Annotated in this window: 19 protein-coding genes and 1 tRNA gene; 17 read left to right on the top strand and 3 right to left on the bottom strand. The window is 73.2% G+C overall.

What is annotated here, in order from left to right; all coding sequences use genetic code 11:
• Window positions 1–75 precede the first annotated feature (75 nt).
• On the top strand, window positions 76–1995 hold the full coding sequence (gene ggt / locus ACQPY4_RS26695; RefSeq protein ID WP_433325237.1) for a gamma-glutamyltransferase: 1920 nt from the start codon (window positions 76–78) through the stop codon (window positions 1993–1995).
• Between the two features lie 73 nt (window positions 1996–2068).
• On the opposite strand, the gene ACQPY4_RS26690 is transcribed toward ggt, so the two are convergent.
• Window positions 2069–3790, bottom strand: a complete 1722-nt coding sequence (locus ACQPY4_RS26690) for a DHA2 family efflux MFS transporter permease subunit (protein WP_433325235.1) — start codon at window positions 3788–3790, stop codon at window positions 2069–2071.
• Between the two features lie 200 nt (window positions 3791–3990).
• Between ACQPY4_RS26690 and ACQPY4_RS26685 the strand changes: the two genes are divergently transcribed.
• On the top strand, window positions 3991–4923 hold the full coding sequence (locus ACQPY4_RS26685; RefSeq protein ID WP_433325233.1) for a sigma-70 family RNA polymerase sigma factor: 933 nt from the start codon (window positions 3991–3993) through the stop codon (window positions 4921–4923).
• 78 nt (window positions 4924–5001) lie between these two features.
• Here ACQPY4_RS26685 and ACQPY4_RS26680 read toward each other — a convergent pair.
• A tRNA-Leu gene (locus tag ACQPY4_RS26680) sits at window positions 5002–5080 on the bottom strand.
• A 708-nt stretch (window positions 5081–5788) separates the two neighbouring features.
• Here ACQPY4_RS26680 and ACQPY4_RS26675 point away from each other — a divergent pair.
• The 14 genes from ACQPY4_RS26675 (at window position 5789) to ACQPY4_RS26610 (ending at window position 21415) form a co-directional block, all read left to right on the top strand.
• Entirely contained in the window at window positions 5789–7282 is a 1494-nt protein-coding gene (locus ACQPY4_RS26675; protein ID WP_433339036.1) for an FAD-dependent monooxygenase, read from the top strand.
• A gap of 41 nt (window positions 7283–7323) precedes the next feature.
• The gene (locus ACQPY4_RS26670) at window positions 7324–8016 is read left to right on the top strand and encodes an antibiotic biosynthesis monooxygenase family protein (protein WP_433325231.1); all 693 of its coding nucleotides are present in this window, start codon (window positions 7324–7326) and stop codon (window positions 8014–8016) included.
• Window positions 8017–8152: 136 nt separating this feature from the next.
• Window positions 8153–9181: a methyltransferase gene (locus ACQPY4_RS26665; RefSeq protein WP_433325229.1), complete on the top strand. Its 1029-nt coding sequence runs from the start codon at window positions 8153–8155 to the stop codon at window positions 9179–9181.
• A gap of 31 nt (window positions 9182–9212) precedes the next feature.
• On the top strand, window positions 9213–10682 hold the full coding sequence (locus ACQPY4_RS26660; RefSeq protein WP_433325227.1) for an FAD-dependent monooxygenase: 1470 nt from the start codon (window positions 9213–9215) through the stop codon (window positions 10680–10682).
• A complete protein-coding gene (locus tag ACQPY4_RS26655) occupies window positions 10679–11008 on the top strand; it encodes a TcmI family type II polyketide cyclase (protein WP_433325225.1) in 330 nt (109 codons plus the stop codon). Before ACQPY4_RS26660 ends, ACQPY4_RS26655 begins: the two co-directional genes overlap by 4 nt.
• Window positions 11009–11039: 31 nt before the next feature.
• On the top strand, window positions 11040–12305 hold the full coding sequence (locus ACQPY4_RS26650; RefSeq protein ID WP_433325223.1) for a beta-ketoacyl-[acyl-carrier-protein] synthase family protein: 1266 nt from the start codon (window positions 11040–11042) through the stop codon (window positions 12303–12305).
• On the top strand, window positions 12302–13822 hold the full coding sequence (locus ACQPY4_RS26645; protein ID WP_433325221.1) for a beta-ketoacyl synthase N-terminal-like domain-containing protein: 1521 nt from the start codon (window positions 12302–12304) through the stop codon (window positions 13820–13822). Before ACQPY4_RS26650 ends, ACQPY4_RS26645 begins: the two co-directional genes overlap by 4 nt.
• Before the next feature lie 26 nt (window positions 13823–13848).
• Window positions 13849–15543: an acetyl-CoA carboxylase carboxyl transferase subunit alpha gene (gene accA / locus ACQPY4_RS26640; protein ID WP_433325219.1), complete on the top strand. Its 1695-nt coding sequence runs from the start codon at window positions 13849–13851 to the stop codon at window positions 15541–15543.
• Window positions 15540–16028 (top strand): acetyl-CoA carboxylase biotin carboxyl carrier protein, encoded by a 489-nt coding sequence (locus tag ACQPY4_RS26635; RefSeq protein ID WP_433325217.1) that lies wholly within the window; start codon window positions 15540–15542, stop codon window positions 16026–16028. Before accA ends, ACQPY4_RS26635 begins: the two co-directional genes overlap by 4 nt.
• Before the next feature lie 5 nt (window positions 16029–16033).
• Entirely contained in the window at window positions 16034–17407 is a 1374-nt protein-coding gene (locus ACQPY4_RS26630; RefSeq protein WP_433325215.1) for an acetyl-CoA carboxylase biotin carboxylase subunit, read from the top strand.
• A gap of 30 nt (window positions 17408–17437) precedes the next feature.
• Window positions 17438–18223, top strand: coding sequence for a 3-oxoacyl-ACP reductase FabG (fabG, locus tag ACQPY4_RS26625; RefSeq protein ID WP_433325213.1), 786 nt, complete (start codon window positions 17438–17440; stop codon window positions 18221–18223).
• A gap of 8 nt (window positions 18224–18231) precedes the next feature.
• Window positions 18232–19197 (top strand): aromatase/cyclase, encoded by a 966-nt coding sequence (locus tag ACQPY4_RS26620; RefSeq protein ID WP_433325211.1) that lies wholly within the window; start codon window positions 18232–18234, stop codon window positions 19195–19197.
• 2 nt (window positions 19198–19199) lie between these two features.
• Window positions 19200–20678 carry an FAD-dependent monooxygenase gene (locus tag ACQPY4_RS26615; protein ID WP_433325209.1) on the top strand — a complete coding sequence of 493 codons (1479 nt, stop codon included), beginning with the start codon at window positions 19200–19202 and terminating at the stop codon, window positions 20676–20678.
• A complete protein-coding gene (locus ACQPY4_RS26610) occupies window positions 20675–21415 on the top strand; it encodes a class I SAM-dependent methyltransferase (RefSeq protein ID WP_433325206.1) in 741 nt (246 codons plus the stop codon). The genes ACQPY4_RS26615 and ACQPY4_RS26610 overlap by 4 nt, the downstream gene beginning before the upstream one ends.
• A 33-nt stretch (window positions 21416–21448) precedes the next feature.
• Here ACQPY4_RS26610 and ACQPY4_RS26605 read toward each other — a convergent pair whose 3' ends face one another.
• Window positions 21449–22843: an FAD-dependent monooxygenase gene (locus ACQPY4_RS26605; RefSeq protein ID WP_433325204.1), complete on the bottom strand. Its 1395-nt coding sequence runs from the start codon at window positions 22841–22843 to the stop codon at window positions 21449–21451.
• A gap of 158 nt (window positions 22844–23001) precedes the next feature.
• On the opposite strand from ACQPY4_RS26605, the gene ACQPY4_RS26600 reads away from it, so the two are divergent.
• Window positions 23002–23790, top strand: coding sequence for an AfsR/SARP family transcriptional regulator (locus ACQPY4_RS26600; protein WP_433325202.1), 789 nt, complete (start codon window positions 23002–23004; stop codon window positions 23788–23790).

Raw genomic sequence — 23790 nt, 5'->3', positions numbered from 1 at the left:
CTGACACCACCACACGGGGATCGGGGATCGGGGATCGGGGATCGGGGAATTCTGAGTTTCGCGTTCGATTCAATCGTGGAGGTTCTGATCACGATGAGGAAATCGCTCACCGGCCGCCGCATGATCTGGGCCGCCGGAACGCTCGCCCTGACAACGGTCGTGTCGTCCGGCCCGGTCGCACCGGCCGGGCTCGCGCATTCACCGTCCTCCCCGGATGCCGCCGAAAGGGCGGCGACCGGGCGATCCACCGCCGCTCCGGCGACCGCGGGTCACAGCGCCGTGCCCACGGCCGTCGGATACGGCGGAGCCGTTTCCACCGTTGACATAGATGCAAGTCGTACCGCGATCGACGTTCTCCGACGCGGCGGCAACGCGATGGACGCCGCCGTGGCCGCCGCCGCGACCCTCGGGGTCACCGAACCCTACGTGGCGGGAATCGGAGGAGGTGGCTTCATGGTCTACTACGACGCGAGATCCCGTCGCGTTCACACATATGACGGCAGAGAGACGGCGCCGCGCGCAATGGGGGAGAAGGCGTTCATCGACCCCGCGACCGGCCGTCCTCTCCCGTTCCCCGAGGCGGTGACGAGCGGCCTTTCCGTCGGCGTTCCCGGAACGCTCGCCCAATGGGACCGGATGCTGGACCGGTTCGGGACGCGGAAGCTCTCCACGCTGCTCAGGCCCGCGATCGGCGTCGCCGATCGCGGGTTCACCGTCGACCGGGAATTCCACGACCAGACCCGCGCGAACGCGGCGCGCTTCAAGGACATCGTCCCGACCCGCGAGCTGTTCCTCCCGGGCGGCGGCCCGCCCGCCGTCGGCTCGACGTTCCGCAACCCCGACCTCGCCGCGACCTACCGGGCGATCTCCCGGCACGGCACCGGCTGGTTCTACCGCGGCGCCCTGGCCCGCGAGGTCGTGGACACGGCACGGCGGCCGCCCGTCGACCCGTCCTCCACCCGCAACGTCCGCCCCGGGCTGATCGAGGGAGGAGACATGGCCCGGTACCGCGCGGAGGTCCGCGATCCGACCCGCGTCTCCTATCGGGGCCTGGACGTCTACGGGATGGCGCCGCCCTCCTCCGGCGGGTCGACGGTGGGCGAGGCGCTCAACCTCCTCCGGAACGTCAAGCTGCCCAAGGACGACCCCGGGCGCGCGCTGCACCATTACCTGGAGGCGTCGCGGTTCGCCTACGCGGACCGCAACCGCTACATCGGCGACCCGGGACAGGTGAGCGTCCCGCTGAAGGAAATTCTCTCGTCCGGATTCGCCCGTGAGCGCGCCTGCCTCATCGACCCCGCGCGCGCCGCGACCTCCCCGGTGCCGCCCGGGTCGCCCGACGGCGACTACCAGGACTGCCCCAAGCCCTCGGCCGCTCCGCGAGCGCTGCCCCACGAGGGCGCGCAGACGACCCATCTCAACGTCACCGACAAGCACGGGAACGTGGCGTCGTTCACGATGTCGATCGAGCAGCTCGGCGGCAGCGCGCTCACCGTCCCCGGACGCGGATTCCTGCTCAACAACGAGCTGACCGACTTCAGCCTCGCGCCGCCCGCCGACGGCACGCCCGACCCGAACCTGCCCGCCCCGGGCAAGCGGCCGCGCAGCAGCATGGCGCCGACGCTGGTGCTCGAGGACGGCCGCCCGCTGCTGGCGGTCGGCTCGCCCGGCGGCTCCACGATCATCACGACCGTGCTGCAGATCCTGGTGAACCGTCTCGATCTCGGGATGGACCTTCCCGCCGCCCTGGCCGCGCCCCGCGCGACCCAGCGCAACACTCCCGCGACCTTCGGCGAGCAGGCGTTCATCGACCGGTACGGCCCCGCGTTGCAGGCCAGAGGACATGTCGTCCGGCTGTTCGTCGAGCAGGGCCCCGAGGCCGTGATCGGCGCCGCCACCGGCCTGGAGTTCCTGGGCGCCGGGCGCGTCCAGGCCGTGGCCGAACCCGTCCGGCGGCACGGCGGCAGCGCCCTGGTCGTCCGTCCCGCCCCCTGACCACGATCGGCCACCGCGGCGACCTCGCGCCCCGCAGACCCCGGGCGCGAGGTCGCTTTCCGGCGTGGCCGGGTCAGTGACGGGCGGCGGACTCACCGACCGGGGCCAGCTCGGCCTCGAAGTCGCGGGCCTTGACCCGCTTGGGGATGGCGAACAGGCCGAGGAAGACGATGACGAGCATCCCGGCGCCGTACCAGAGCGTGTAGGAGAAGGTGCGGGCGAAGTTGTGGCCGTTGGCCTCCTCGCCGAAGCGCGTCATCAGGTCGCCCATGCGCGGATCGGCCTGGGCCTGGTCGCTCCTGCAGCTCGCGGGGATCGCCATGGGGTCCGACGAGCCGGAGCGGTCGCGGACGCAGGCGCGGAAGCCGTCCAGGATGCCGCCCTGGGCCTGCGCGGGGACGCCCATGGACGTCAGCTCGGTGCGCAGGGCGGGCGTGACCTCGTCGACCCCGTGATCGGACGCGCTGTCGAGGCGGCCGAAGAACAGCACGCCGACCAGCGCGACGCCCAGGGCCATGCCGACCTGCTGCGTGGTGCTCAGCACGCCGGACGCCGAGCCCGCGTCCTCGCGGGGCACACCGGTGAGGATGCCGTCGATCATCGGCGCGACGACCAGGCCGAAGCCGAAGCCCGCGCAGGCCAGGGGGACCACCATCTGCCACGAGTGGACGCCGACGTCCTGCGCGGCGGTGATCCACGCGTAGGAGGCGAACCCGGCGGCGTTCAGCAGCGCGCCCCCCATCAGGACGCGGCGCCCGAAGCGGGGCGTGAACACCTGGACCGACAGGCCCGAGCCGGTGGCGGCGCCGACCGCGAAGGCCAGGGACGTCAGCCCGGCGCGCATCGGCGTCCAGCCGAGGCCGACCTGCATGTAGAGGGTCCACACCAGGAAGAAGCCGCCCAGCGCCAGCCAGAACAGCAGCCACACCACCAGGCCGACGCTGAACGCGCGCAGGCGGAACAGCGTCAGCTCCATCACCGGCGAGCCCGTGGTCGCGCTGCGCCTGCGTTCGTACAGGACGAACGCCGCCAGCAGGACGAGCGAGGCGCCCATGAGCCAGAACGACCAGGCGGGCCAGCCGAGGCTGCGTCCCTCGGTGAGCGGGTAGACCAGGATCAGGATGGCCGTGATGCTGAGCAGCACGCCGACCAGGTCGAGCTTGAGCGCGGCCGGGGAGGTGGACTCGGGGATGATGTGCCAGGCGATGGCCACGGCCGCGATCCCGATGGGCACGTTGACCAGGAAGATGGAGCGCCACCCGAGGTCCGCGGGGTTCCACTCGATCAGCACCGCGCCGGCGATCAGGCCGGTGGCCGAGGCCGAGCCGAGGACGCCGCCCCAGATCCCCAGGGCCTTGCCGCGCTCCTCGGGCGGGAAGGCGACATGGACGATCGCGAGGATCTGCGGGACCATCAGCCCGGCCAGTGCGCCCTGCAGGAAGCGGGACACGATGAGCATCTCGGGGTTGACCGCGAGGCCGCACAGCGCCGAGGCGATGGTGAACCCGGTGACGCCGACCAGGAACAGGCGTTTGCGCCCGTAGGTGTCGCCGAGACGGCCGCCGGTGATGAGCAGGGCGGCGAAGCCCAGCACATAACTCGCCACCACCCACTCGATCTGGGCGTACTCGGCGTCGAGGTCCTCCAGGATGGTCGGGATCGCCACGTTGACGATCGTGACGTCGAGCAGGTCCATGAATCCGGCGATGAGAAGGATGACCAGCGCCGCCCATCGCCTCGGATGGGGTGCCGGCGATGCCTCGCCGTCCCGCTTGTCGTGCGTGTCGTGGCTCATTGCTGCCTACCTCCAGTCGATCCGGGCGAGAAGCGCCGCTCCGGCCGGTCGGCCGGGAGCGGCGTCCGTGGTCGGGCGTGTGCCTGCGACGGTCTTCGCGTGCCGGGTGACGGTCGCGGGCGGCGAGAGGGCCGTGCCTGTCACATCCACCGTTTCCCGTTCGTCATAGATATGACGAAGCGCGATCAAGGGATGTGACCGTGACGGAGAGCGAGCTGCTGGCGGAACGGTTCGAGGCCCACCGGGGCCATCTGCGCACGGTGGCCTACGGGATGCTCGGCTCGCTGAGCGAGGCCGACGACGCGGTGCAGGAGGCGTGGTTCCGGCTCAGCCGCACCGGCGCCTCCGGCGTGGAGAACCTCGGCGGCTGGCTCACGATGGTCGTCGCCCGGGTGTGCCTGGACATGCTGCGCTCGCGCAAGCTCAGGCAGGAGGAACCGCTGGACGCCCACGTCCCCGATCCGATCGTGACCGGGCTGGACGGCGGCGACCCCGAAGAGGCGGCGATGATGGCCGACTCGGTCGGCCTGGCGATGCTGGTGGTGCTCGACACGCTGGCCCCGGCCGAGCGGCTGGCCTACGTGCTGCACGACATGTTCGGCGTCCCCTTCGACCGGATCGCCCCGCTGACCGGGCGCTCGCCCGCCGCGGCCCGGCAGCTGGCCAGCCGCGCGCGCCGCCGGATGCGGGCGGCGGCCCCCGAGCCCGAGCCCGACCAGTCGCGCCAGCGCGAGGCGGTGGACGCCTTCTTCGCCGCCGCGCGGGCCGGCGACTTCGACGCCCTGGTCTCGGTGCTCCACCCGGACGTCCTGCTGCGCGCCGACCACGACCCGGCGGCGCCCGCCCCCGGCCTGCCGATGGAGGTCAGGGGAGCCGCCGCCGTGGCCCGCAAGGCGCTGTTCTTCTCGCGCCTGGTCAGGTTCGCCCGTCCCGTCCTGGTGAACGGGGAGGTGGGCGTCGTGGTGGCCCCGCGCGGGGAGCCCTTCTCGGTCATCGGCTTCACGGTGCGGGACGGCACGATCGACGAGATCAACGTGTGGGCCCATCCCCAGCGGCTGCGCCGCCTGGGCGTCGCGGCCCCCGAATCGTTCGGGGAGGTGATGGACCACGACGACCCGTCGCGGCGGAACTGAGACGGCTCCCGCGATCATTCTCGCCTCCCGTCATCGGAATGATGGCGCGGTCATCGGCATGACCACGGAGAGCGCAGGTGCCCCGGGTGGGATTCGAACCCACACCTAAAGCGGGTTTTAAGCCCGCTGCCTGACTGCCAAATTGGGCTACCGGGGCGCGTGGTTGCGGCGGTCGGGCGGGGGCGTCGGCCGTTCGCCTGTCCAGCGCCCCCGCGTGCTCAACGAACTGACGTCCCGACCAGTGCACCGCGCGGCCCCTGGAGCGTCAAGCGGGCGCGGGCCGCCCCGGGCGCCGGGCCGCCGCCCCTCCCCGGTTGACGACCGGGACGATCAAGGAAGAACGTCGGTCGCGGTGCCCCGGCCGGGACGGGCCCGCGCCTCCACGGCCCGCCCAGGCTCGTCCCGGCACGGCAACCCCGGCCCTTGCTCTGATCCCTCCAGCCATGAATCGGGCAAACGCCAAGTTGTAGGCTGAGCAGCGGACAAATGGCGCCGCCTTTGCCGCGCTCGCGTCCGGCAAATGGCCGGATCCGGCCCGGGGCGGCGCAGGCCCGTGACCTCCGCTGTTCGACTGCGTCCTTGGCGCAGTCGAACAGGTGCGGTCGACAACGCGGGCCACCGGACTCCCGCGAAGCCGTCCCCGTGTCGCTCGCACGGTCCCCGAACCGATTCTCCGCCCGTTCGCGAACGCCGCTCTGTGGTCAATTCGAGAAGCGTGTTGGAAACTGAAGCCCACGATGGCCGGCTCCCGAGGGGGCCCACTCCGACGCCCAATTCCTGCGCTCACCGATGACCACGGAGGGAAGAGCACGTGGACGACCATGATGCGGATGTCATTGTTGTAGGTGCCGGGCCCACAGGACTCATGCTCGCGGGCGAATTACGCCTTGCGGGGGTCTCGGTCATCGTTCTCGAACGGCTTACCGAGCCCATGCGGCAGTCACGCGCACTGGGTTTCTCCGCACGCACGATCGAGGAGTTCGACCAGCGCGGGCTGCTGCCGGCTTTCGGGGAACTCCAGACCATACCCGTCGGCCATTTCGGCGGGTTTCAGATCGACTACCGCATTGTCGAGGGCGGTTCGTACGGCGCGCGGGGCATTCCGCAGTCGCGCACCGAATCCATCCTCGCGCAATGGGCCACCGGCCTGGGCGCGGACGTCCGCCGCGGCTGCGAGGTCGAGGCCCTCACCGCGGGCGACGCCGGCGTCGAACTGACCGCCGCCACTCCCGAAGGGCCGCGCACCCTGCGGGCCGGGTACGTGGTGGGCTGCGACGGCGCGCGCAGCACCGTCCGCGAGCTGGCCGGCATCGACTTCCCCGGCACCGAGCCCGCCATCGAGATGTGGCTGGCCGACGTGTCCGGCCCCCGGCTGCGCCCCCGGTTCTCGGGCGAACGGGTGCCGGGCGGGATGGTCATGGTGCTGCCGCTGGGCCCCGACCTCAACCGCGTCGTGGTCTACGAGCGCGGCGCCGAGCCCCGGCGCGACCGCACGCCCCCCACCTTCGCCCAGGTGGCCGACGCCTGGGAGCGCCTGACCGGCGAGGACATCCACGGCGGGACGCCGTTCTGGGTCAGCTGGTTCACCGACTCCAGCCGCCTGGCCAGCGAGTACCGGCGCGGCCGGGTCTTCCTGGCGGGCGACGCCGCCCACGTGCACATGCCGATCGGCGCGCAGGGAATGAGCGCGGGCGTCCAGGACGCGGTCAACCTCGGCTGGAAGCTCGCCGCCGCCGTCCAGGGCCGCGCGGCCCCGGGGCTGCTGGACAGCTACCACACCGAGCGGCACCCGGTCGGCGCCCGCGTCATCGCCAACACCCTGGCCCAGCGCATCCTCTACCTCGGCGGCGACGACATGGAGCCGATGCGCGAGATCTTCGCCGAGCTGCTGACCTACGAGTCCGTCCAGCGCCACCTGGTCGGCATGGTCACCGGCTTCGACATCCGCTACGACACCGGCCCCGGCGACCACCCGCTGACCGGCCGCCGCCTGCCCGACCAGGAGCTGGTCGGCGACTTCCCCGATTCCGGCAAGACCTCGGTGTACGAGCGGCTGCACACCGCGCGCGGCGTGCTGTTCGACCTGGCCGGCGCCCCGGAGGTCCGGGCCGCCGCCGAGCCCTGGGGCGACCTGGTCGACGTGGTCACCGCCGCCCCCCACGACGCCGGGGCCGGGACGCCGCTCGACGGCACCGGCGCCGTGCTGGTGCGTCCCGACGGCTACGTGGCCTGGGCCGGTCCGATCCCGGCCGATCAGGCCGCCGGGGGGCGTGGGGGGGCGTCCCCCCACACCGATACGGGCACCGAGGGGCTCACCGACGCCCTGGCCCGGTGGTTCGGCTCGCCCCGGAACGCGTGAACAGCGGTCCTTCCACCCCCGGCTGAAGAGAAGAGGAGATCATGCCCACCATCTCGGTCGACAGCGGCTACCTGACCGTCCTGAACCTGTTCACCACCGACGCGCCCCAGAAGCAGGACCGGCTGCTTGCGGCGATGCGTGAGATCGTCGACACGGCGGCCTTCGAGGGCTGGATTTCCAGCACCGTCCACAGCGGCCAGGACCGGCTCGGGACGGCGAACTTCATCCAGTGGCGCAGCGGAAAGGACCTCGACCGGCGCTACGAGGGCGACGAATTCAAGCACCGCACGGTCCCGCTGTTCGACGAGATCACCACGTCGATGAAACTGCTGCGGACCGAGGTGGCCTCCACGCAACGGCATCCCTCGCTCGGCGACACGACCGAGATTTCCCCCGATCGCGACGACTACACGGTCATCGAGTTCTTCGGGATGGATCCGGAGAACCAGGAGAGGGTGATCGCCGCACTGGGCCAGCAGGAATGGCTGCTGGACACGCCCGGCTACCGGTCCCACTCCGTTCTGCGCGGACTCGACGCGCATACGGGATTTGACGGGCCTTTCGCGGTGAGCTATTCGCAGTGGGACGACAAAGAATCCTACGACACCTTCCGTGAACTGCCCGAGACGGAATGGCCCGCCGACCGCAAGAAGACGCAGGAACTGCTGGACGCGCTCGTGACGGCCCGCGACTGGAACTCCTACCGAGTCGTCCACACCCGGTCGGCGCCCTGACGGCGTCGTTTCCGAAAGCCGCCGCGTTCGATTGCGGTACGGGCGCAGTTGAACGCCTCATCCGCCGCGGCGATCCGGTCGGCCGCGAGGCGGCGATGCCGCCTGCCCGAAACCAGCGCGAAAGAGAAGGGTTCCGATGTCCGAGAAGATGTCCGGGAAGGTGTTTCCACCGCCGATCGTCCTGCTCCATCTGATCATGGGGTCGATGGTCACCCAGGCGGTCCATGTCGCCGCCCGGCTCGACCTGGCCGAGGCCCTCGCGGACGGGCCGCTGAGCGCGGACGAGGTCGCCCGCCGCGCCGGGTCCGACCCCGACGCGACCTACCGCCTGCTCCGCCTGCTGGCCAGCCGCTCGATCTTCGCCGAGCGGGCGGACGGCACGTTCGAGACGACCCCCATGGCCGACGCGCTGCGCGCCGACTCGCCGGTGTCGATGCGCGACCTGGCGCTGCTGATCGGCGGCCCGCTCCACTGGGAGGACTGGGGCCACCTCGTCGACGCGGTGCGGACCGGCGAGCCCGTCCTGCCCAAGCTGCGCGGGATGGGCGCCTACGAGTTCCTGGCCTCCGACCCCGAGTTCGCCCAGGTGTTCACCGGGGCGATGGGGAACATGTCGAACCTGGAGACCGACGCGATCGTCCAGGCGTACCCGTTCGAGCGGTTCGACACGATCGTGGACGTCTTCGGCGGCGGCGGTTCGCTGCTGGCCGCGCTGCTCGGCCGGGCCGAGAAGTCCAAGGGCGTGCTGGTCGACGAGCGCGCCGAGACGCTGGGCGCCGCCGCGCTCTTCGAGCGGGCGGGCGTGTCCGGCCGGTGCTCCGTCGACGGCACCGGCCTGTTCGCGCCACCGCCCGCGGGCGGCGACGCCTACGTGCTCAAGCACATCCTGCACGAGTGGTCCGAGGAGAAGTCGCTGGAGATCCTGCGCAACGTGCGCGGGGCCATCAAGGACGACGGGCGGCTGCTGGTGATGGAGTTCGTCGTCCCCGAGGACGCCTCGGACCATCCCGCCAAGCTCGTCGACCTGTGGCTGCTGCTGCTGATCGGCGGCCGGGAGCGCACCTCGGCGCAGTACGCGGACCTGTTCGCCAAGGCCGGGTTCGAGCTCACCCAGGTGGTCGCGACCGCGTCCGCGGTCTCGATCATCGAGGCCCGTCCCGTCTGACCCCCGAACTCTCGCACCCCTGGGGAGCACCATGGACACCGAAGTGATCGTCGTCGGCGCCGGGCCGGTCGGGCTGATGCTGGCCGGCGAGCTGCGGCTCGGCGGGGCGGACGTCGTCGTCCACGAGAGACGCCCGGAGCCCAGCGGCGAGTCGCGCGGGCTCGGGTTCACCGCCCGCGCGACCGAGGTCTTCCACCAGCGCGGCCTGCTGGCCCGCTTCGGGAAGGCCGAGGCGAGCCGCCAGGGGCACTTCGGCGGCATCCCGATGGACTTCGGCGTGCTCGAAGGGTCGCACTTCGGGGTGCGGGGGATACCGCAGCACCGCGTCGAGGCGATGCTGGAGGAGTGGGCCGGGGAACTCGGCGCCGACGTCCGGCGCGGCCACGAGGTGGTCGCCCTGCGCACCGAGGACGACGGCGTGACGGTCGTCGTCGACGGCCCCGAGGGCCGCTACGAGCAGACCGCCCGGTATCTGGTGGGATGCGACGGCGGGCGCAGCGTCGTCCGCGCGCTCGCCGGGTTCGACTTCCCGGGTACCGACGCCACCCGGGAGATGTACCTGGCCGACGTCATCGGACGGGACATCCGGCCGAGGTTCATCGGCGAGCGGGTCAAGGGCGGGATGGTCATGGCGGCCCCGCTGGAGCCGGGCATCGACCGCATCATCGTCTGCCCGCACGGCGCGCCGCCGCCCGGCGACGACCGGGCGACCACGTTCGGCGAGATCGCCGAGGGATGGGAGAGCCTGACCGGCGAGTCGCTGCGCGGTGCCGAGGCCCGCTGGTTCAGCTCCTTCACCGACGCCACCCGCCAGGTCACCGAGTACCGGCGCGGGCGCGTCCTGCTGGCGGGCGACGCGGCGCACATCCACCTCCCGGCGGGCGGCCAGGGGCTGAGCGTCGGCGTCCAGGACGCGGCGAACCTCGGCTGGAAGCTGGCCGCCACGGTCCGGGGCTGGGCGCCCCCCGGGCTGCTGGACACCTACCACGCGGAGCGGCACCCGGTCGGCGAGCGGGTGTTGCGCAACACACGCGCCCAGGGAACGCTCTATCTCAGCGGTGAGGAGATCGAGCCGCTGCGGACCGTGATGACCGAGATCGTCGCGCTCCCCGAGGCCGGGCGTCACCTGTCGGGCATGGTGAGCGGCCTCGACATCCGCTACGACGCCGGCCCCGGCGACCACCCGCTGCTCGGGGCTCGCCTGCCCGACCTCGAACTCGCCCTGCCCGGCGGCGGCCGGACGCGCGTCGCCGAGCTGCTGCACCCGGCGCGCGGCGTCTTCCTCACCACCAAGGGGGACGACCTCCCGCCCGGATGGTCGGGCCGGGTCGACGCCGTCCCGGCCGACCGCGTCACCGGCGACGTCGAGAACGCCTGGCACGACACCCGGTCCGTCCTGATCCGGCCCGACGGCCATGTCGTCTGGGCCGACCCCGGGGGCGGCGACCTGACCGAGGCGCTGCGGCGCTGGTTCGGCCCCGGCGAAGGAGAAGAGCGATGAAGCACAGCACCCTGATCGTCGCCCGGATGGAGCCAGGCTCCGGAACGTCCGTCGCGCGCCTGTTCCAGGACTTCGACGCGAGCGAGATGCCCGGGCTCATGGGGACCCGCAGGCGCCAGCTGTTCCACTTCAACGGCCTGTACTTCCACCTCCAGGACTTCGACGACGACCGGGGCGAGGAGCGGATCGAGTCCGTGCGCGCGCACCCGTCGTTCGTGCGGATCAGCGAGGACCTCAAGGAGTTCATCACCGCCTACGACCCGCTGACCTGGCGGTCGCCCAAGGACGCCATGGCGACGCGGTTCTACCACTGGGCCGCGCAGTAGCCCGCGACGAGGGCATCGGGAAGGGGAGCACATGCCGCGGCGAGTTGCCATCGTCGGAGCCGGCGTCGTGGCGCCGGGAGCCATCGGGACCAAGGAGTTCTGGAGCCTGCTCCAGGAGGGGCGCACCGCGACGCGCGAGATCACGTTCTTCGACCCGGCTCCGTTCCGCTCCCGGGTGGCCGCCGAGATCGACTTCGACCCGTACGCGCACGGGCTGACCCCGCAGGAGATCCGCCGGATGGACCGGGCCGCGCAGCTGGCCGTGGTGGCCGCGCGAGAGGCCGTGGCCGGCAGCGGCCTGGAGTTCGACGCGCTCGACCCCGCGCGGCTCGGCGTCACGCTGGGCACCGCCGTCGGCGCGACCATGGGGCTCGACCGCGAGTACCGCGTGGTCAGCGACGACGGCCGCCTCCACCTGGTCGACCACACCTACGCCGTGCCCCACCTGTACGGGTACTACGTGCCGAGCTCCTTCGCCTGCGAGGTCGCCTGGGTGTGCGGCGCGGAGGGCCCGGTCTCGGTGGTCTCCACCGGGTGCACCTCCGGGCTGGACGCCGTCGGCCACGCCGCCGAACTGATCCGTGAGGGCTCGGCCGACGTCATGGTCGCCGGGGCGACCGACGCCCCGATCTCCCCGATCACCGTGGCGTGCTTCGACGCCATCAGGGCCACCACGCCGCGCAACGACGACCCCGAGCACGCCTCGCGTCCCTTCGACCGCACCCGGAACGGGTTCGTGCTGGGGGAGGGCGCGGCGATCTTCGTCCTGGAGGACCTGGACCGGGCCCGCGGGCGCGGCGCGGAGATCCGGGCCGAGATCGCCGGGTTCGGCTCGCACTGCAACGCCTTCCACATGACCGGGCTGCGCCCGGACGGCGCCGAGATGGCCGAGGCGATCCGGGACGCCCTCGACGAGGCCCGGCTGGCGCCGCAGGACGTCGACTACGTCAACGCGCACGGCTCGGGCACCCGGCAGAACGACCGGCACGAGACCGCCGCGTTCAAGCGGAGCCTCGGCGCGCACGCCTACCGGACGCCGGTCAGCTCGATCAAGTCGATGATCGGCCACTCGCTGGGCGCGATCGGCTCGCTGGAGATCGCGGCGTCGGTGCTGGCGATCGAGAACGATGTCGTCCCGCCGACGGCGAACCTGGAGCATCCCGACCCGGAGTGCGACCTGGACTACGTCCCGCGCGTGGCGCGCGAGTGGCCCACCGACACGGTGCTGAGCGTGGGCAGCGGCTTCGGCGGGTTCCAGAGCGCGATGGTGCTGACCCGGGAGGGCCGGACGCGATGAGCCGCGCGCCGGTGGTGACCGGGATCGGGATAGCCGCGCCCAACGGCCTGGGCGCCGAGCGGTACTGGGCCGCGACCCGGGCGGGCGTCTCGGGCATCGGTCCCGTGGCCCGGTTCGACGCCGCGCAGTACCCGAGCCGGCTGGCCGGGGAGGTCGCCGGGTTCGACGCCGCCGAGCACCTGCCGAGCCGGCTGCTGCCGCAGACCGACCACATGACCCGGCTGGCGCTCGTCGCGGCGGGCGAGGCCCTGGACGACGCGGCCGTCGAGCCCGGCGGCGACGCCGCGCTCGACCGCGGCGTGGTCACCGCGGCCTCGGCGGGCGGCTTCGAGTTCGGGCAGCGCGAGCTGGAGATGCTCTGGAGCCGCGGCGGCGAGTACGTCAGCGCCTACCAGTCGTTCGCGTGGTTCTACGCGGTGAACACCGGCCAGATCTCGATCCGGCACGGCCTGAAGGGGCCCGGCGGTGTGCTGGTCACCGACCAGGCGGGCGGGCTCGACGCGATCGCCGAGGCGCGGCGGCAGCTGCGCCGCCGCAGCCGCCTGATCGTCTGCGGCGGTGTGGACGGATCGATCTGCCCCTGGGGCAGGACGGCCCAGCTCACCAGCGGGAGGCTGGGCACCGGGGACGACCCGGCCACGGCCTACCTGCCCTTCGACGAACGCGCGGCGGGGCACGTGCCCGCCGAGGGCGGGGCGATCCTGGTCCTGGAGGACCCCGAGGACGCGCGCGAGCGCGGCGCCCCGCGCGTGTACGGCGAGATCGCCGGGTACGCGGCGACGTTCGACCCGCGTCCCGGCGGCGGGCGCGGCTCCACGCTGCGGCGCGCGATCGAGGGCGCCCTGGCCGACGCCGGGACGCGTCCCGGCGAGATCGACGTGGTCTTCGCCGACGCCGCCGCAACCCCGGCGCTGGACCGGGCCGAGACCGAGGCGATCGCGGCCGTGTTCGGCGACCGCGCGGTCCCGGTGACCGCGCCCAAGACCATGCTCGGGCGCATGTACGCGGGGACGGCCGCGCTCGACGTGGCCACCGCGCTGCTGGCGATCCGCGACGGGGTCATCCCGCCGACGGTCAACGTGCGCCCGGCGCACCACCATCCGATCGAGGTCGTGACGGGCGGGCCCCGGCGCGCGCCGCTGCGGGCCGCGGTCGTCATCGCGCGCGGGCAGGGCGGGTTCAACTCCGCGCTGGTGGTCCGCGCGGCAGGGCCGGCGTCCCCGGACGGCCGGGGCGCACACAGCCGCTGGGAGGAGCGCATCATGCCGGACAGGCCCCTTGAACTGGACGAACTGAGCACGATCTTCAGGGAGAGCGCGGGCGTCGACCATGCCGTCGACTTCGACGGCGCGGCCATCGACACCGAGTTCGACGAGCTCGGCATCGACTCGATCGCGCTGATGGAGACCGCGTCGAGGATCAGCCGCGAGCACGGGGTGCGCCTCGACGAGGAGGAGCTGGCCGGGGCCACCACGGCCCGGCTCCTGCTGGACCTGGTCAATGAACGGAAACGCTGAAAAACGGACGGCAAGGAGCCGAAGCGTTGTCAACTGCAACAGCGGACGCAGCGACGATCGACGCCGACTGGGTCTTATGCACCCGGTGCCGGGCGATGGTGTACGGCAGGCGGTTCGAGCGCAACCTCAAGGTGTGCCCGGACTGCGGCCACCATCACCGCCTGCCCGCCCGCGAGCGGGCGGAACAACTGCTCGACCCCGGCACCCTGGAGGAGATCGGCTCGCCGGTCGTCACCCGGGACGTCCTGGGCTTCGTCGACACCGTGCCCTATCCCGAGCGGCTGGAACGGGCGCGCCGCGCGACGGGCCTGAGCGAGGGCGTGCTCGTGGCGGCGGGCGAGATCGGCGGCAGACCGCTGGTCACCGCCGTGATGGACTTCGGCTTCCTGGGCGGCAGCCTCGGCGCCGCGGCCGGTGAGCTGATCGCCGGGGCGGCCGACACGGCGCTGGGGCGGCGCGTCCCGCTGCTGATCGTGGCGGCCTCCGGCGGCGCCCGCATGCAGGAGGGCCCGATCTCGCTCATGCAGATGGCCAAGACCAGCCAGGCCCTGGCCCGGCTGGACGAGGCGGGCGTCCTGACGATCGCGCTGATCACCGATCCGACCTTCGGCGGCGTGGCCGCCTCGTTCGCGACGCAGTGCGACGTGGTCATCGCCGAGCCCGCCGCGCGGCTGGGCTTCGCGGGCCGCCGGGTGATCGAGCAGACGATCGGGCGGGAGCTGCCGGCCGCGTTCCAGACGGCCGAGTTCCTGCTCGAACGCGGTTTCCTGGACGCGGTCACGCCGCGCCACGCGCTGCGCGCCGAGCTGCGCGGGCTGCTGGCGGCGGCGCGTCCCGGCGTCCCGTCGGCACCGGCGTCGCCGCCCGGCACGCTGGTGCGCGACCCCGACCTGCTGGACCCGATCGAGCCCTGGCAGGCCGTCCAGCAGGCCAGGGACCTGGAGCGGCCGACCACGCTCGACTACATCGGCCGGGCGTTCCGCGACTTCGCCGAGCTGCGCGGCGACCGGGTCGGCGGCGACTGCCCGTCGATCGTGGGCGGCGTGGCCACCCTCGGCGGCGCGCCGGTCATGGTGATCGGGCACCAGCGCGGCCACACGGCCGCCGAGCTGGCCGCCCGCAACTACGGGATGCCCAGCCCCTCGGGATACCGCAAGGCGGCGCGGCTGATGCGGACGGCCGCCAAGCTCGGGCTGCCGGTGGTGACCTTCGTCGACACCCCCGGCGCGCACCCGGGAGTGGAGGCGGAGGAACGGGGTCAGGCGCAGGCCATCTCCCAGAGCATCCGGCTGATGGCCGACCTGCCGGTCCCGGTGGTCACGGTGATCATCGGGGAGGGCGGCAGCGGCGGGGCGCTGGCCCTGGCCGTCGCCGACGAGGTGCTGATCGGCGAGCGCGGCGTGTACTCGGTGATCAGCCCGGAGGGCTGCGCCTCGATTTTGTGGAACGACGCGGCCAGGGCGCCCTCGGCCGCCGCCGCGCTGCGGGTGGACGCCCGCAGCCTGCTGCGGCTGAAGGTGGTCGACGCGGTGATCCGGGAGCCGGACGGCGGCAGCCAGGCCGATCCGCAGGAGGCGGCCCGCCGGGTCGCCGCATCGCTGGCCGCGAGCCTGGCCAGGCTCGCGGCGGCCGGGCCCGAGGAGCTGGTCCGCGCCAGAGGGGAAAGGTACCGCGCTTTCGGTTCGGAGCTGGAGGGCCATCACCAATGGAACGAGCAATGACGCGCGAGGCGACGCGGGTGGCGGACGGCGCGCCCGCGTCCGACGCGCTCGCCGAGGTCAGGGAGCAGGCCGTCGAGCTGCTTGCGCGCCTGGAACGCCCGCCGCGCAACCTGCGGATCGAGACCGGGACGATCACCATCGACATCGCCTGGGACGACGAGGCACCGGCCGCGCCCGTCCCGCCGCCCGCCGTCCCCGCCGCCGAGCCCGGACGGACGGCGGCGGCCGACGGCACGGGGGCGCGCTATCTCACCTCGCCCGCCGTCGGCGTCTTCTACCACGCCAGGGAGCCGGGCGCGGAGCCGTTCGTCTCGGTCGGCGCGACCGTCAGGCCGGGCCAGCAGATCGGGATCGTCGAGGCGATGAAGCTGATGATCCCCGTCGAGGCCGACCGGGCGGGCACCGTCACCGCCGTCGTCAAGGAGGACGGCGAGCCGGTCGAGTACGGCGAGCCGCTGTTCGCGCTGGAAGCCGGGGAGGACTGAGGCGGATGTTCGGCACGGTTCTGATCGCCAACCGGGGCGAGATCGCGATGCGGATCGCCCGCACCTGCCGCGAGCTGGGCATCCGGACCGTCGCGGTCTACTCCACCGAGGACCGCGACTCCGCGGTGGTCTCCTACGCCGACGAGGCCGTCCAGATCGGGCCCGGCCCGGCGCGGCGCAGCTACCTCAACATCCCGGCCGTCGTCGAGGCGGCCCGGCAGACGGGCGCCGACGCCGTCCACCCCGGCTACGGGTTCCTGTCCGAGGACGCCGACTTCGCGGAGGTCTGCGGGAAGAACGGCCTGGTCTTCGTCGGGCCGCCGCCCGAGGTGATCGCCGCCCTGGGCGACAAGTGCACGGCGCGCCGGACGATGGCCGAGGCCGGGCTGCCGCTGCTGCCGGGCAGCTTCGGGCCGGTGCGGTCGGAGGAGGAGGCGCGGCGCGCGGCCGAGCGGATCGGCTTCCCCGTGATCATCAAGGCGGCGGCGGGCGGCGGCGGACGCGGCATGCGGGTGGTGGAGAACCTCAACGCGGTCCTGCCCGCCTACACCGACGTGTCGGCCGAGGCGCAGGTCCTGTTCGGCGACTCCACGCTCTACGTGGAGCGCTACCTGCCGTCCGCGCGCCATGTCGAGGTCCAGGTGCTGTGCGACGCCCACGGCGCCGGGGTCCATCTGGGCGTGCGCGACTGCTCGGTGCAGCGCCGCCACCAGAAGCTGCTGGAGGAGAGCCCGGCGCCGCGGCTGCCCGCCGAGGTGATCGCCCGGATGGGCGAGAGCGCGGTCGCCGGGGCGCTCGCCGCGGGCTATGTGGGGGCCGGGACGGTGGAGTTCCTGGTCGACGCCGACGCGGAGTTCTTCTTCATGGAGGTCAACTGCCGGATCCAGGTCGAGCACCCGGTGACCGAGCTGGTCACCGGCCTGGACCTGGTGAGCGAGCAGCTGAGGATCGCGGCGGGCGAGCCGCTCGGGCTGCGCCAGCGGGACGTGTCCACGCGCGGCGCGGCCATCGAATGCCGCATCAACGTCGAGGACCCCGACCGGGGGTTCGTCCCCGCCCCGGGCCGGATCGAGGCGTTCGAGCTGCCCGGCGGACCGTTCGTGCGCGTCGACACCCACGGCTATCCGGGCTACAAGATGCCCGCGATCTACGACCCGCTGCTGGCCAAGATCCTGGCCTGGGGCGCGACCCGTGAGCAGGCGGTGGCCCGGATGGACCGGGCGCTGGCGGAGTTCCGCGCGTCCGGCCCCGGCGTGCGCACCACCGCGGGCTTCCTGCGCGAGGTGCTCGCCGACGAGCGCTTCCGCGCGGGCACCTACGACACCGGCCTGGTCTCCCGCCTGCTCGGGGAGTCCGTCAACGCGGGGGCGGCGCAGTAGCGAGGCGGTAACGACACAGTGGAGGAGAGCATGACCTCTGAGCGCGAGCGGGTCGCCCTGGTGACCGGGGCGACCAGCGGAATCGGATTCGCGATCACCCGTGCCCTGGCCGAGCGGGGGCACCCGGTGTTCATCTGCGCGCGGGACGCCGAGGCGGTCCGCGACACCGTGAAGCAGTTCCAGGGCGACGGCCTGGACGTGGAGGGCGAGGCGTGCGACGTGCGGTCGCGCGAGGACATCCGCGCCTTCGTCGGGTCGGCGGTCCGGCGGTTCGGCCCGGTCGCGATCCTGGTCAACAACGCCGGCCGCAGCGGCGGCGGCGCCACCTCGGGCCTGGCCGACGACCTGTGGCTGGACGTCATCGACACCAATCTCAACAGCGTGTTCTTCATGACCCGCGAGGTGCTCACCGCCGGTGGCCTGGCCGGGCGCCCGGGCGGGCGCGTCGTCAACATCGCCTCGACCGCGGGCAAGCAGGGCGTGGTGCTGGGCGCGCCGTACTCGGCGTCCAAGCACGGCGTCGTGGGGTTCACCAAGGCCCTGGGCAACGAGCTGGCGCCCACCGGAGTCACGGTGAACGCGGTCTGCCCCGGCTATGTCGAGACCCCGATGGCCCAGCGCGTGCGCCAGGGCTACGCCGAGGTGCTCGGCACCACCGAGGAGGCGGTCCTGGAGAAGTTCCAGGCCAAGATCCCGCTGGGCCGCTACTCGACCCCCGAGGAGGTGGCCGGTCTCGTCTGCTACCTGGTCACCGACACGGCCGCGTCCGTCACGGCACAGGCCATCAACGTGTGCGGTGGCCTCGGAAACTTCTAGGAGGCGTCATGGAGCGTTCGGGCCACCGCGAGGTGGAGCACGAGATCGAGATCGGCGCGCCCGCCGCGACCGTCTACCGGATGATCGCGGGGGTCGGCGACTGGCCGAGGCTGTTCCCGCCGACCGTCCATGTCGAGCACCTGGAGCACTCGGAGCGGGCGGAGCGGATCAGGATCTGGGCCTTCGCCAACGGCGAGGTCAAGAACTGGACCTCGCGCCGCGCGCTCGACCCCGCCCGGCTGCGCGTGGAGTTCCGCCAGGAGGTCTCCGCGCCGCCCGTCGCGGCGATGGGTGGCACTTGGGTCATCGAGCCGCTGTCGGAGGCGCGCTCGCGCGTGCGGCTGCTGCACGACTACCGGGCGATCGGCGACGACCCCGCCGACCTGGAGTGGATCGAGCGGGCGGTGGACGGCAACAGCCGCTCGGAGCTGGCCGCGCTGCGGACCAACGTCGAGACGGCGGCCGGGGCCGACGACCGGCTCACCTTCTCCTTCGAGGACTCGATCACCGTCGAGGGGCCGCCGGAGAAGGCCGCCGCGTCGGTCTACGACTTCCTCAACGAGGCGGGGCTGTGGGAGGAACGGCTCCCGCACGTCACCCGCGTCGTCCTCACCGAGGACACCCCGGGCCTGCAGATCCTGGAGATGGACACCACCGCCAAGAACGGCTCGACCCACACGACCAGGTCGGTCCGGGTCTGCTTCCCGCACCACAAGATCGTCTACAAGCAGATCACCCTGCCCGCCCTGCTCGGGCTGCACACCGGGTGCTGGCGGATCGAGCCCCGTCCCGGCGAGGACGCGGTGACCGTCACCTCCGTGCACACGGTCTCGGTCAACGAGGCCAACCTCGTCACGGTGCTCGGCGAGGGCGCGACCGTGGACCGGGCGCGCCAGTTCCTGCGCGACGCGCTCGGCGCCAACAGCCGCGCCACGCTCGGGCACGCCAAGGAGTTCGCGGAGAGCCGGACCTGATCATGGACACCCAGGTCGCCGTCGTCGGAGCCGGTCCGACCGGCCTCATGCTCGCCGGCGAGCTGCGGCTCGGCGGCGCCGGGGTGGTGGTGGTCGAACGCCTGGCCGCGCCCGTCACCGAGTCCCGGGCGTCCACGCTGCACGCGCGGACGATGGAGATCTTCGACCAGCGCGGGCTGCTGGAGCCGCTGGGCGTCCCGCCGGTCCAGCGCGCGGGCCACTTCGGCGGCGTGCCGCTCGACCTCGGCGGGGCGCCCACGCGCTTTCCCGGCCAGTGGAAGGTGCCGCAGGCCCGGGTCGAGGAGCTGCTGGCGCACTGGGCGACGGGGCTCGGCGCCGAGATCCGGCGCGGCCACGAGGTGACCGGCCTCACCGCCGGGCCCGACCGGGTCACGGTCGACGTCACGGGCCCGGCGGGTTCCTACGACCTGGCCGCCGAGTACGTGGTCGGCTGCGACGGGGAGGGCGGCGCCGTCCGGCGGCTGGCGGGCATCGGCTTCCCCGGCCGCGACGCCGCCCGCGAGCTGCTGGCCGCCGACGTGGCGGGCATCGCGATCCGCGACCGCCGCTTCGAGCGCCTGCCGGGCGGGACGGCCGTCGCGGCGCGGCGGCCGGACGGCGTCACCCGCGTGATGGTGGCCGAGCACGGCCGCCCGGCCGCGCGGCGCGCCGGCCGGCCGTCGTTCGACCGGGTCCGCGCGGCCTGGCTGCGGGTGACCGGCGAGGACATCGGCGGCGGGTCCGCGCTCTGGCTGCACGCCTTCGGCGACGCGAGCCGCCTGGCCGAGCGGTACCGCGCCGGACGGGTGCTGCTGGCGGGCGACGCGGCGCACCGGCAGCTCCCGGCCGGGGGACAGGCCGTCAACCTGGGCGTCCAGGACGCGGCCAACCTCGGCTGGAAGCTCGCCGCCCAAGTCCGCGGCGACGCCCCCGATGGGCTGCTGGACACCTACCACGACGAGCGCCACGCGACCGGGCGGCGCGTCCTGCGGGCGATCGAGGCGCAGGCCCTGCTGCTGCTCGGCGGCCCCGAGATCGACCCGTTGCGCGCCGTGCTGGCCGAGCTGATCGGCCGTCCCGAGGCCGAGGCCCGGCTGGCCGCGACGATCAGCGGTCTGGACGTCCGCTACGAGCCCGGCCCGCACCCCCTGGTCGGCGCCCGGATGCCGCACCTGGCCCTCGACACCGGGGCCGGGACGGTCGAGACGGCGGCGCTGCTGCGCGGCGGCCGCGGCGTCCTGCTGGACCTGTCCGCCCAACCCGCGCTCGGCAAGGCCGCCGCCGGATGGGCCGGGCGCGTCGACCTCGTCACGGCGGCCCGCCACCCCGGCGGACCGGTCGAGGGGCTGGACGCGGTGCTGCTGCGCCCGGACGGCCATGTCGCGTGGACGGGAGCGGGCGGGTGCGACCCGCGTCCCGCCCTGCTCCGCTGGTTCGGTTCCGATTCTCAAGGCACATCGCGCAAGGGAGGCGACAGGTGAACGCGAAGGACCAGGTATTCACCGAGGACAATTCCGCATTCGAGCCGCTGTACGCCGGGCGGGCGCCCGTCGAGGGACTCGGGATGCGGTTCGGCTTCGCGCCGTGGGACATCGGCGAGCCGCAGGCCGTCGTCGTCGACCTCGAACGGGACGGCGGGTTCCGCGGCAGGGTCCTGGACGCCGGGTGCGGCCGGGGCGGCCACGCGATCTACCTCGCGGGCCGGGGGCACCGGGTGACCGGTGTCGACAGCTCGCCCAGCGCCATCGCCCAGGCTGAGGAGCGCGCCCGCGACCAGGGCGCCGAGGTGGAGTTCGTGGTGGCCGACGCGACCCGTCTCGACGGCGTCGAGGGCGGCTTCGCCACCGTGCTGGACTACGGCCTCTACCACTGCCTCAAGGACGAGCAGCGGGTCCGCTACGCCGAGGCCCTGCACCGGGTGTGCGAGCCGGGCGCGCGGCTGCAGCTGTTCAGCTTCAGCGAGACGGCGCCGCCCGGCCTGCCCCCGGCGTGGCTGCGCGTCAGCCGCGCGAACCTGGAGGCCCACCTCGGCACCCACTGGCGCATCCTGGACATCCGGGAGACCAGCTCGGCGACGCGGTTCACCCGCGCGTTCCTGGAGGAGCAGCGCGACAAGGCCCCCGAAGGCCAGGCCGCCTTCGACCCGTCCGGACTGGGCGAGGACGAGCGCGGGCGCATCCTGCTGCCGATGTGGAACGTGCGCGCGGAACGCCGCTGAAGCGGTTTCCGGACGCCGGGCGGGTCGGAGCGGTCAGAGCGCCGACCCGCCCGGCGCCATTTCGCGGCCGTCCGGCCGCAGCACCAGCGCGCCGCCGGGCGGGACGGCCAGGGCGTGCGCGGTGGGTTCGTCCACGGTGTGCCGGGTCAGCGGCGCGCGGCAGCCGGGGGCGGGACGTCCGGCGCCGTCCGGGCCCGCGAGCAGGGTGACGCCCGGTCCGAGCAGATCCAGCGTCGAGACCCGGCGCCCGCCCGGCTCCAGCCAGCGGTGCCGCAGCCGCCCGTTGAGGTCCCAGCGCAGCGCCTCGTCGGCCTGGCGCTGGGCGCCGTTGGCGTCGGCCGAGCGGGTCACGTTGTGCAGCGCGACGGGCCGCCGCTCGTCCTCGTAGGTGTCCAGCAGGGCCGGGTCCGCCCAGCCGCGCAGCACCCAGGCGAGCTTCCAGCCCAGGTCGTAGGCGTCCTGGATGGCGGTGTTCATGCCGGTCCCGCCGCGCGGCGTCATCTGGTGGGCCGCGTCGCCGACCAGGAAGCCCGGCCCGCGGCGGTAGCGGCGGGCGATCCGGGTGGCGAAGCCGAACGCGCTGACGTACTCGATGCGCGGCCGCAGATCGGGGACGCCCGCCGCAGTGCCGATCAGCGCCGCGAGCCGCTCGTGCGGCAGGTCGGTCAGCCGCTCCTGGCCCGGCCCGCGCTCGCGGCCGTAGTGCCACCGGTCGCCCGGACCGCGCGGGGCCAGCACGCCCGCCGCGCCCTCGACGGTGATGATGTTGAGCCCGTACCGGCGGTCGTCCAGGTGGCGCCAGAGCGGCGCGCGGAACTGGACGCCGGAGTAGTCGCCGCGGACGGCGGGCCCGTCCATGCGGATGCCCAGCGTCTCGCGCACCGTGCTGTGCGCCCCGTCGGCGCCGACGACGTACGACGCCTCCACCGCGCGTTCGAGGCCCCCGCCGGTGTGGTCGCGGAGGGTCGCGCGCACCCGGTCGCCGCGGCGGCGCAGGCCGGTGAGCTCCGAGCCGAACCTGACCTCGGCGGCGGGCCGCTCCCGCAGCGCGGCCAGCAGCACCGGCTCCAGATGGTCCTGCGGGACCCACGCGGGGGCCGACGGGCTCAGCCGGGCGGCGTGCTCGGACGCCGGGAAGCCCAGGGGGACCTCCTTGCCGACGCCCGAGACGAGCGTCCGGGTCACCCAGCCGCACGGCTCGACGTCGGCGGACCCGGCGCGCACGGCGTCCTCCAGGCCCCACGAACGAAGGATCTCCATGTTCCTGGTGCTCACCACCAGAGCGCGCGACAGCGTCGAAATCTCCCGCCGCTTTTCCACGAGGAGAACGCCCACGCCATATCTCGCCAGCGTCATCGCCATGATCAGACCCGCCGGGCCGGCCCCTACTACGAGCACTTCGACATGAACAGCACCGGTGTTGGCCATAACCCGATTCAACATTTCCGCGCCGGGCCCGGGCAACAGCGCGGTGTTGTAGCTCGGGACGGGAGGAATTATTCTCCCCTCATGGTGCCGACTTCGGCCCGGCCGACCTCTCGGCGGCGCCGAACCTCAGGGCTAAGCGGACAAATGGGGGGCCATAAATGGCTCGGTTTGCGATCCTTGGTTCGTTCGAAATCTTCAACGGCGCGGAGCCGTGCGGGCTGACCGCCCCGAAATTACGGCAGGTGCTCGCCCTGCTGCTGATGCGAAGGAATCAGCTGGTCCCGCTGGAGACGGTGGTCGAGGAGCTGTGGGGCGACGCACCGCCCAAGAGCGCCCTCACTACCGCGCAGACCTACATCTACCAGCTGCGCAAGACCATCGAGATCGAGCGGCTCGCGCCCGACAGCCGCGAGCTGCTGGTCACCAGGCCCTCGGGCTACATGCTCAAGGTCGAGCCCTCGGAGCTGGACGTCTATGTCTTCGAGGAGGAGGTGGCGCGCGGGCGGCGGCTGCTGGAGGCGGGCCGTCCCGAGGAGGCGTCGCGGAACCTGCGGCACGCCCTGGCGCTGTGGACCGGTCCACCGCTGGCCGGGGTCAACCGGGGGCCGCTGCTCTCGGCACACGCCGTCCACCTGGAAGAACAGCGCCTGCACGCGCTGGAGATGCGGATCAAGGCCGACGTGAAGCTCGGCCGCGACCGGGAGCTGATCGGCGAGCTGCGCTCGCTGGTGGCCAGGAACCCCTTCAACGAGTGGTTCCACGGCCAGCTGATCATGGCCCTGAGCCGGGCCGGGCGGCGCAACGAGGCGCTGGACGTCTTCTACAGCCTGCGCCACACCCTCGACAACGAGCTCGGGCTGCTGCCCTCGCCGGAGATCCAGGAGATCCACCAGGACGTCCTCATGGTGGGCAAGCCCCGGTCGGCCGCGGGGACGGTCAACGGCTGA

Source organism: Spirillospora sp. CA-294931, from assembly GCF_050946795.1.
Classification (GTDB): Bacteria; Actinomycetota; Actinomycetes; order Streptosporangiales; family Streptosporangiaceae; genus Spirillospora.
This window is presented reverse-complemented; position numbering and strand designations above follow the sequence as displayed.

What these genes read in the sequence shown, in the direction of transcription:
- ACQPY4_RS26690 (WP_433325235.1), bottom strand. Translation starts at nt 3,790, where the DNA reads ATGAGCCACGACACGCACGACAAGCGGGACGGCGAGGCATCGCCGGCA.
- ACQPY4_RS26675 (WP_433339036.1), top strand. Translation starts at nt 5,789, where the DNA reads ATGCTCGCGGGCGAATTACGCCTTGCGGGGGTCTCGGTCATCGTTCTC.
- ACQPY4_RS26670 (WP_433325231.1), top strand. Translation starts at nt 7,324, where the DNA reads ATGCCCACCATCTCGGTCGACAGCGGCTACCTGACCGTCCTGAACCTG.
- ACQPY4_RS26665 (WP_433325229.1), top strand. Translation starts at nt 8,153, where the DNA reads ATGTCCGAGAAGATGTCCGGGAAGGTGTTTCCACCGCCGATCGTCCTG.
- ACQPY4_RS26660 (WP_433325227.1), top strand. Translation starts at nt 9,213, where the DNA reads ATGGACACCGAAGTGATCGTCGTCGGCGCCGGGCCGGTCGGGCTGATG.
- ACQPY4_RS26655 (WP_433325225.1), top strand. Translation starts at nt 10,679, where the DNA reads ATGAAGCACAGCACCCTGATCGTCGCCCGGATGGAGCCAGGCTCCGGA.
- ACQPY4_RS26650 (WP_433325223.1), top strand. Translation starts at nt 11,040, where the DNA reads ATGCCGCGGCGAGTTGCCATCGTCGGAGCCGGCGTCGTGGCGCCGGGA.
- ACQPY4_RS26645 (WP_433325221.1), top strand. Translation starts at nt 12,302, where the DNA reads ATGAGCCGCGCGCCGGTGGTGACCGGGATCGGGATAGCCGCGCCCAAC.
- ACQPY4_RS26635 (WP_433325217.1), top strand. Translation starts at nt 15,540, where the DNA reads ATGACGCGCGAGGCGACGCGGGTGGCGGACGGCGCGCCCGCGTCCGAC.
- ACQPY4_RS26630 (WP_433325215.1), top strand. Translation starts at nt 16,034, where the DNA reads ATGTTCGGCACGGTTCTGATCGCCAACCGGGGCGAGATCGCGATGCGG.
- fabG (WP_433325213.1), top strand. Translation starts at nt 17,438, where the DNA reads ATGACCTCTGAGCGCGAGCGGGTCGCCCTGGTGACCGGGGCGACCAGC.
- ACQPY4_RS26620 (WP_433325211.1), top strand. Translation starts at nt 18,232, where the DNA reads ATGGAGCGTTCGGGCCACCGCGAGGTGGAGCACGAGATCGAGATCGGC.
- ACQPY4_RS26615 (WP_433325209.1), top strand. Translation starts at nt 19,200, where the DNA reads ATGGACACCCAGGTCGCCGTCGTCGGAGCCGGTCCGACCGGCCTCATG.
- ACQPY4_RS26605 (WP_433325204.1), bottom strand. Translation starts at nt 22,843, where the DNA reads ATGGCCAACACCGGTGCTGTTCATGTCGAAGTGCTCGTAGTAGGGGCC.
- ACQPY4_RS26600 (WP_433325202.1), top strand. Translation starts at nt 23,002, where the DNA reads ATGGCTCGGTTTGCGATCCTTGGTTCGTTCGAAATCTTCAACGGCGCG.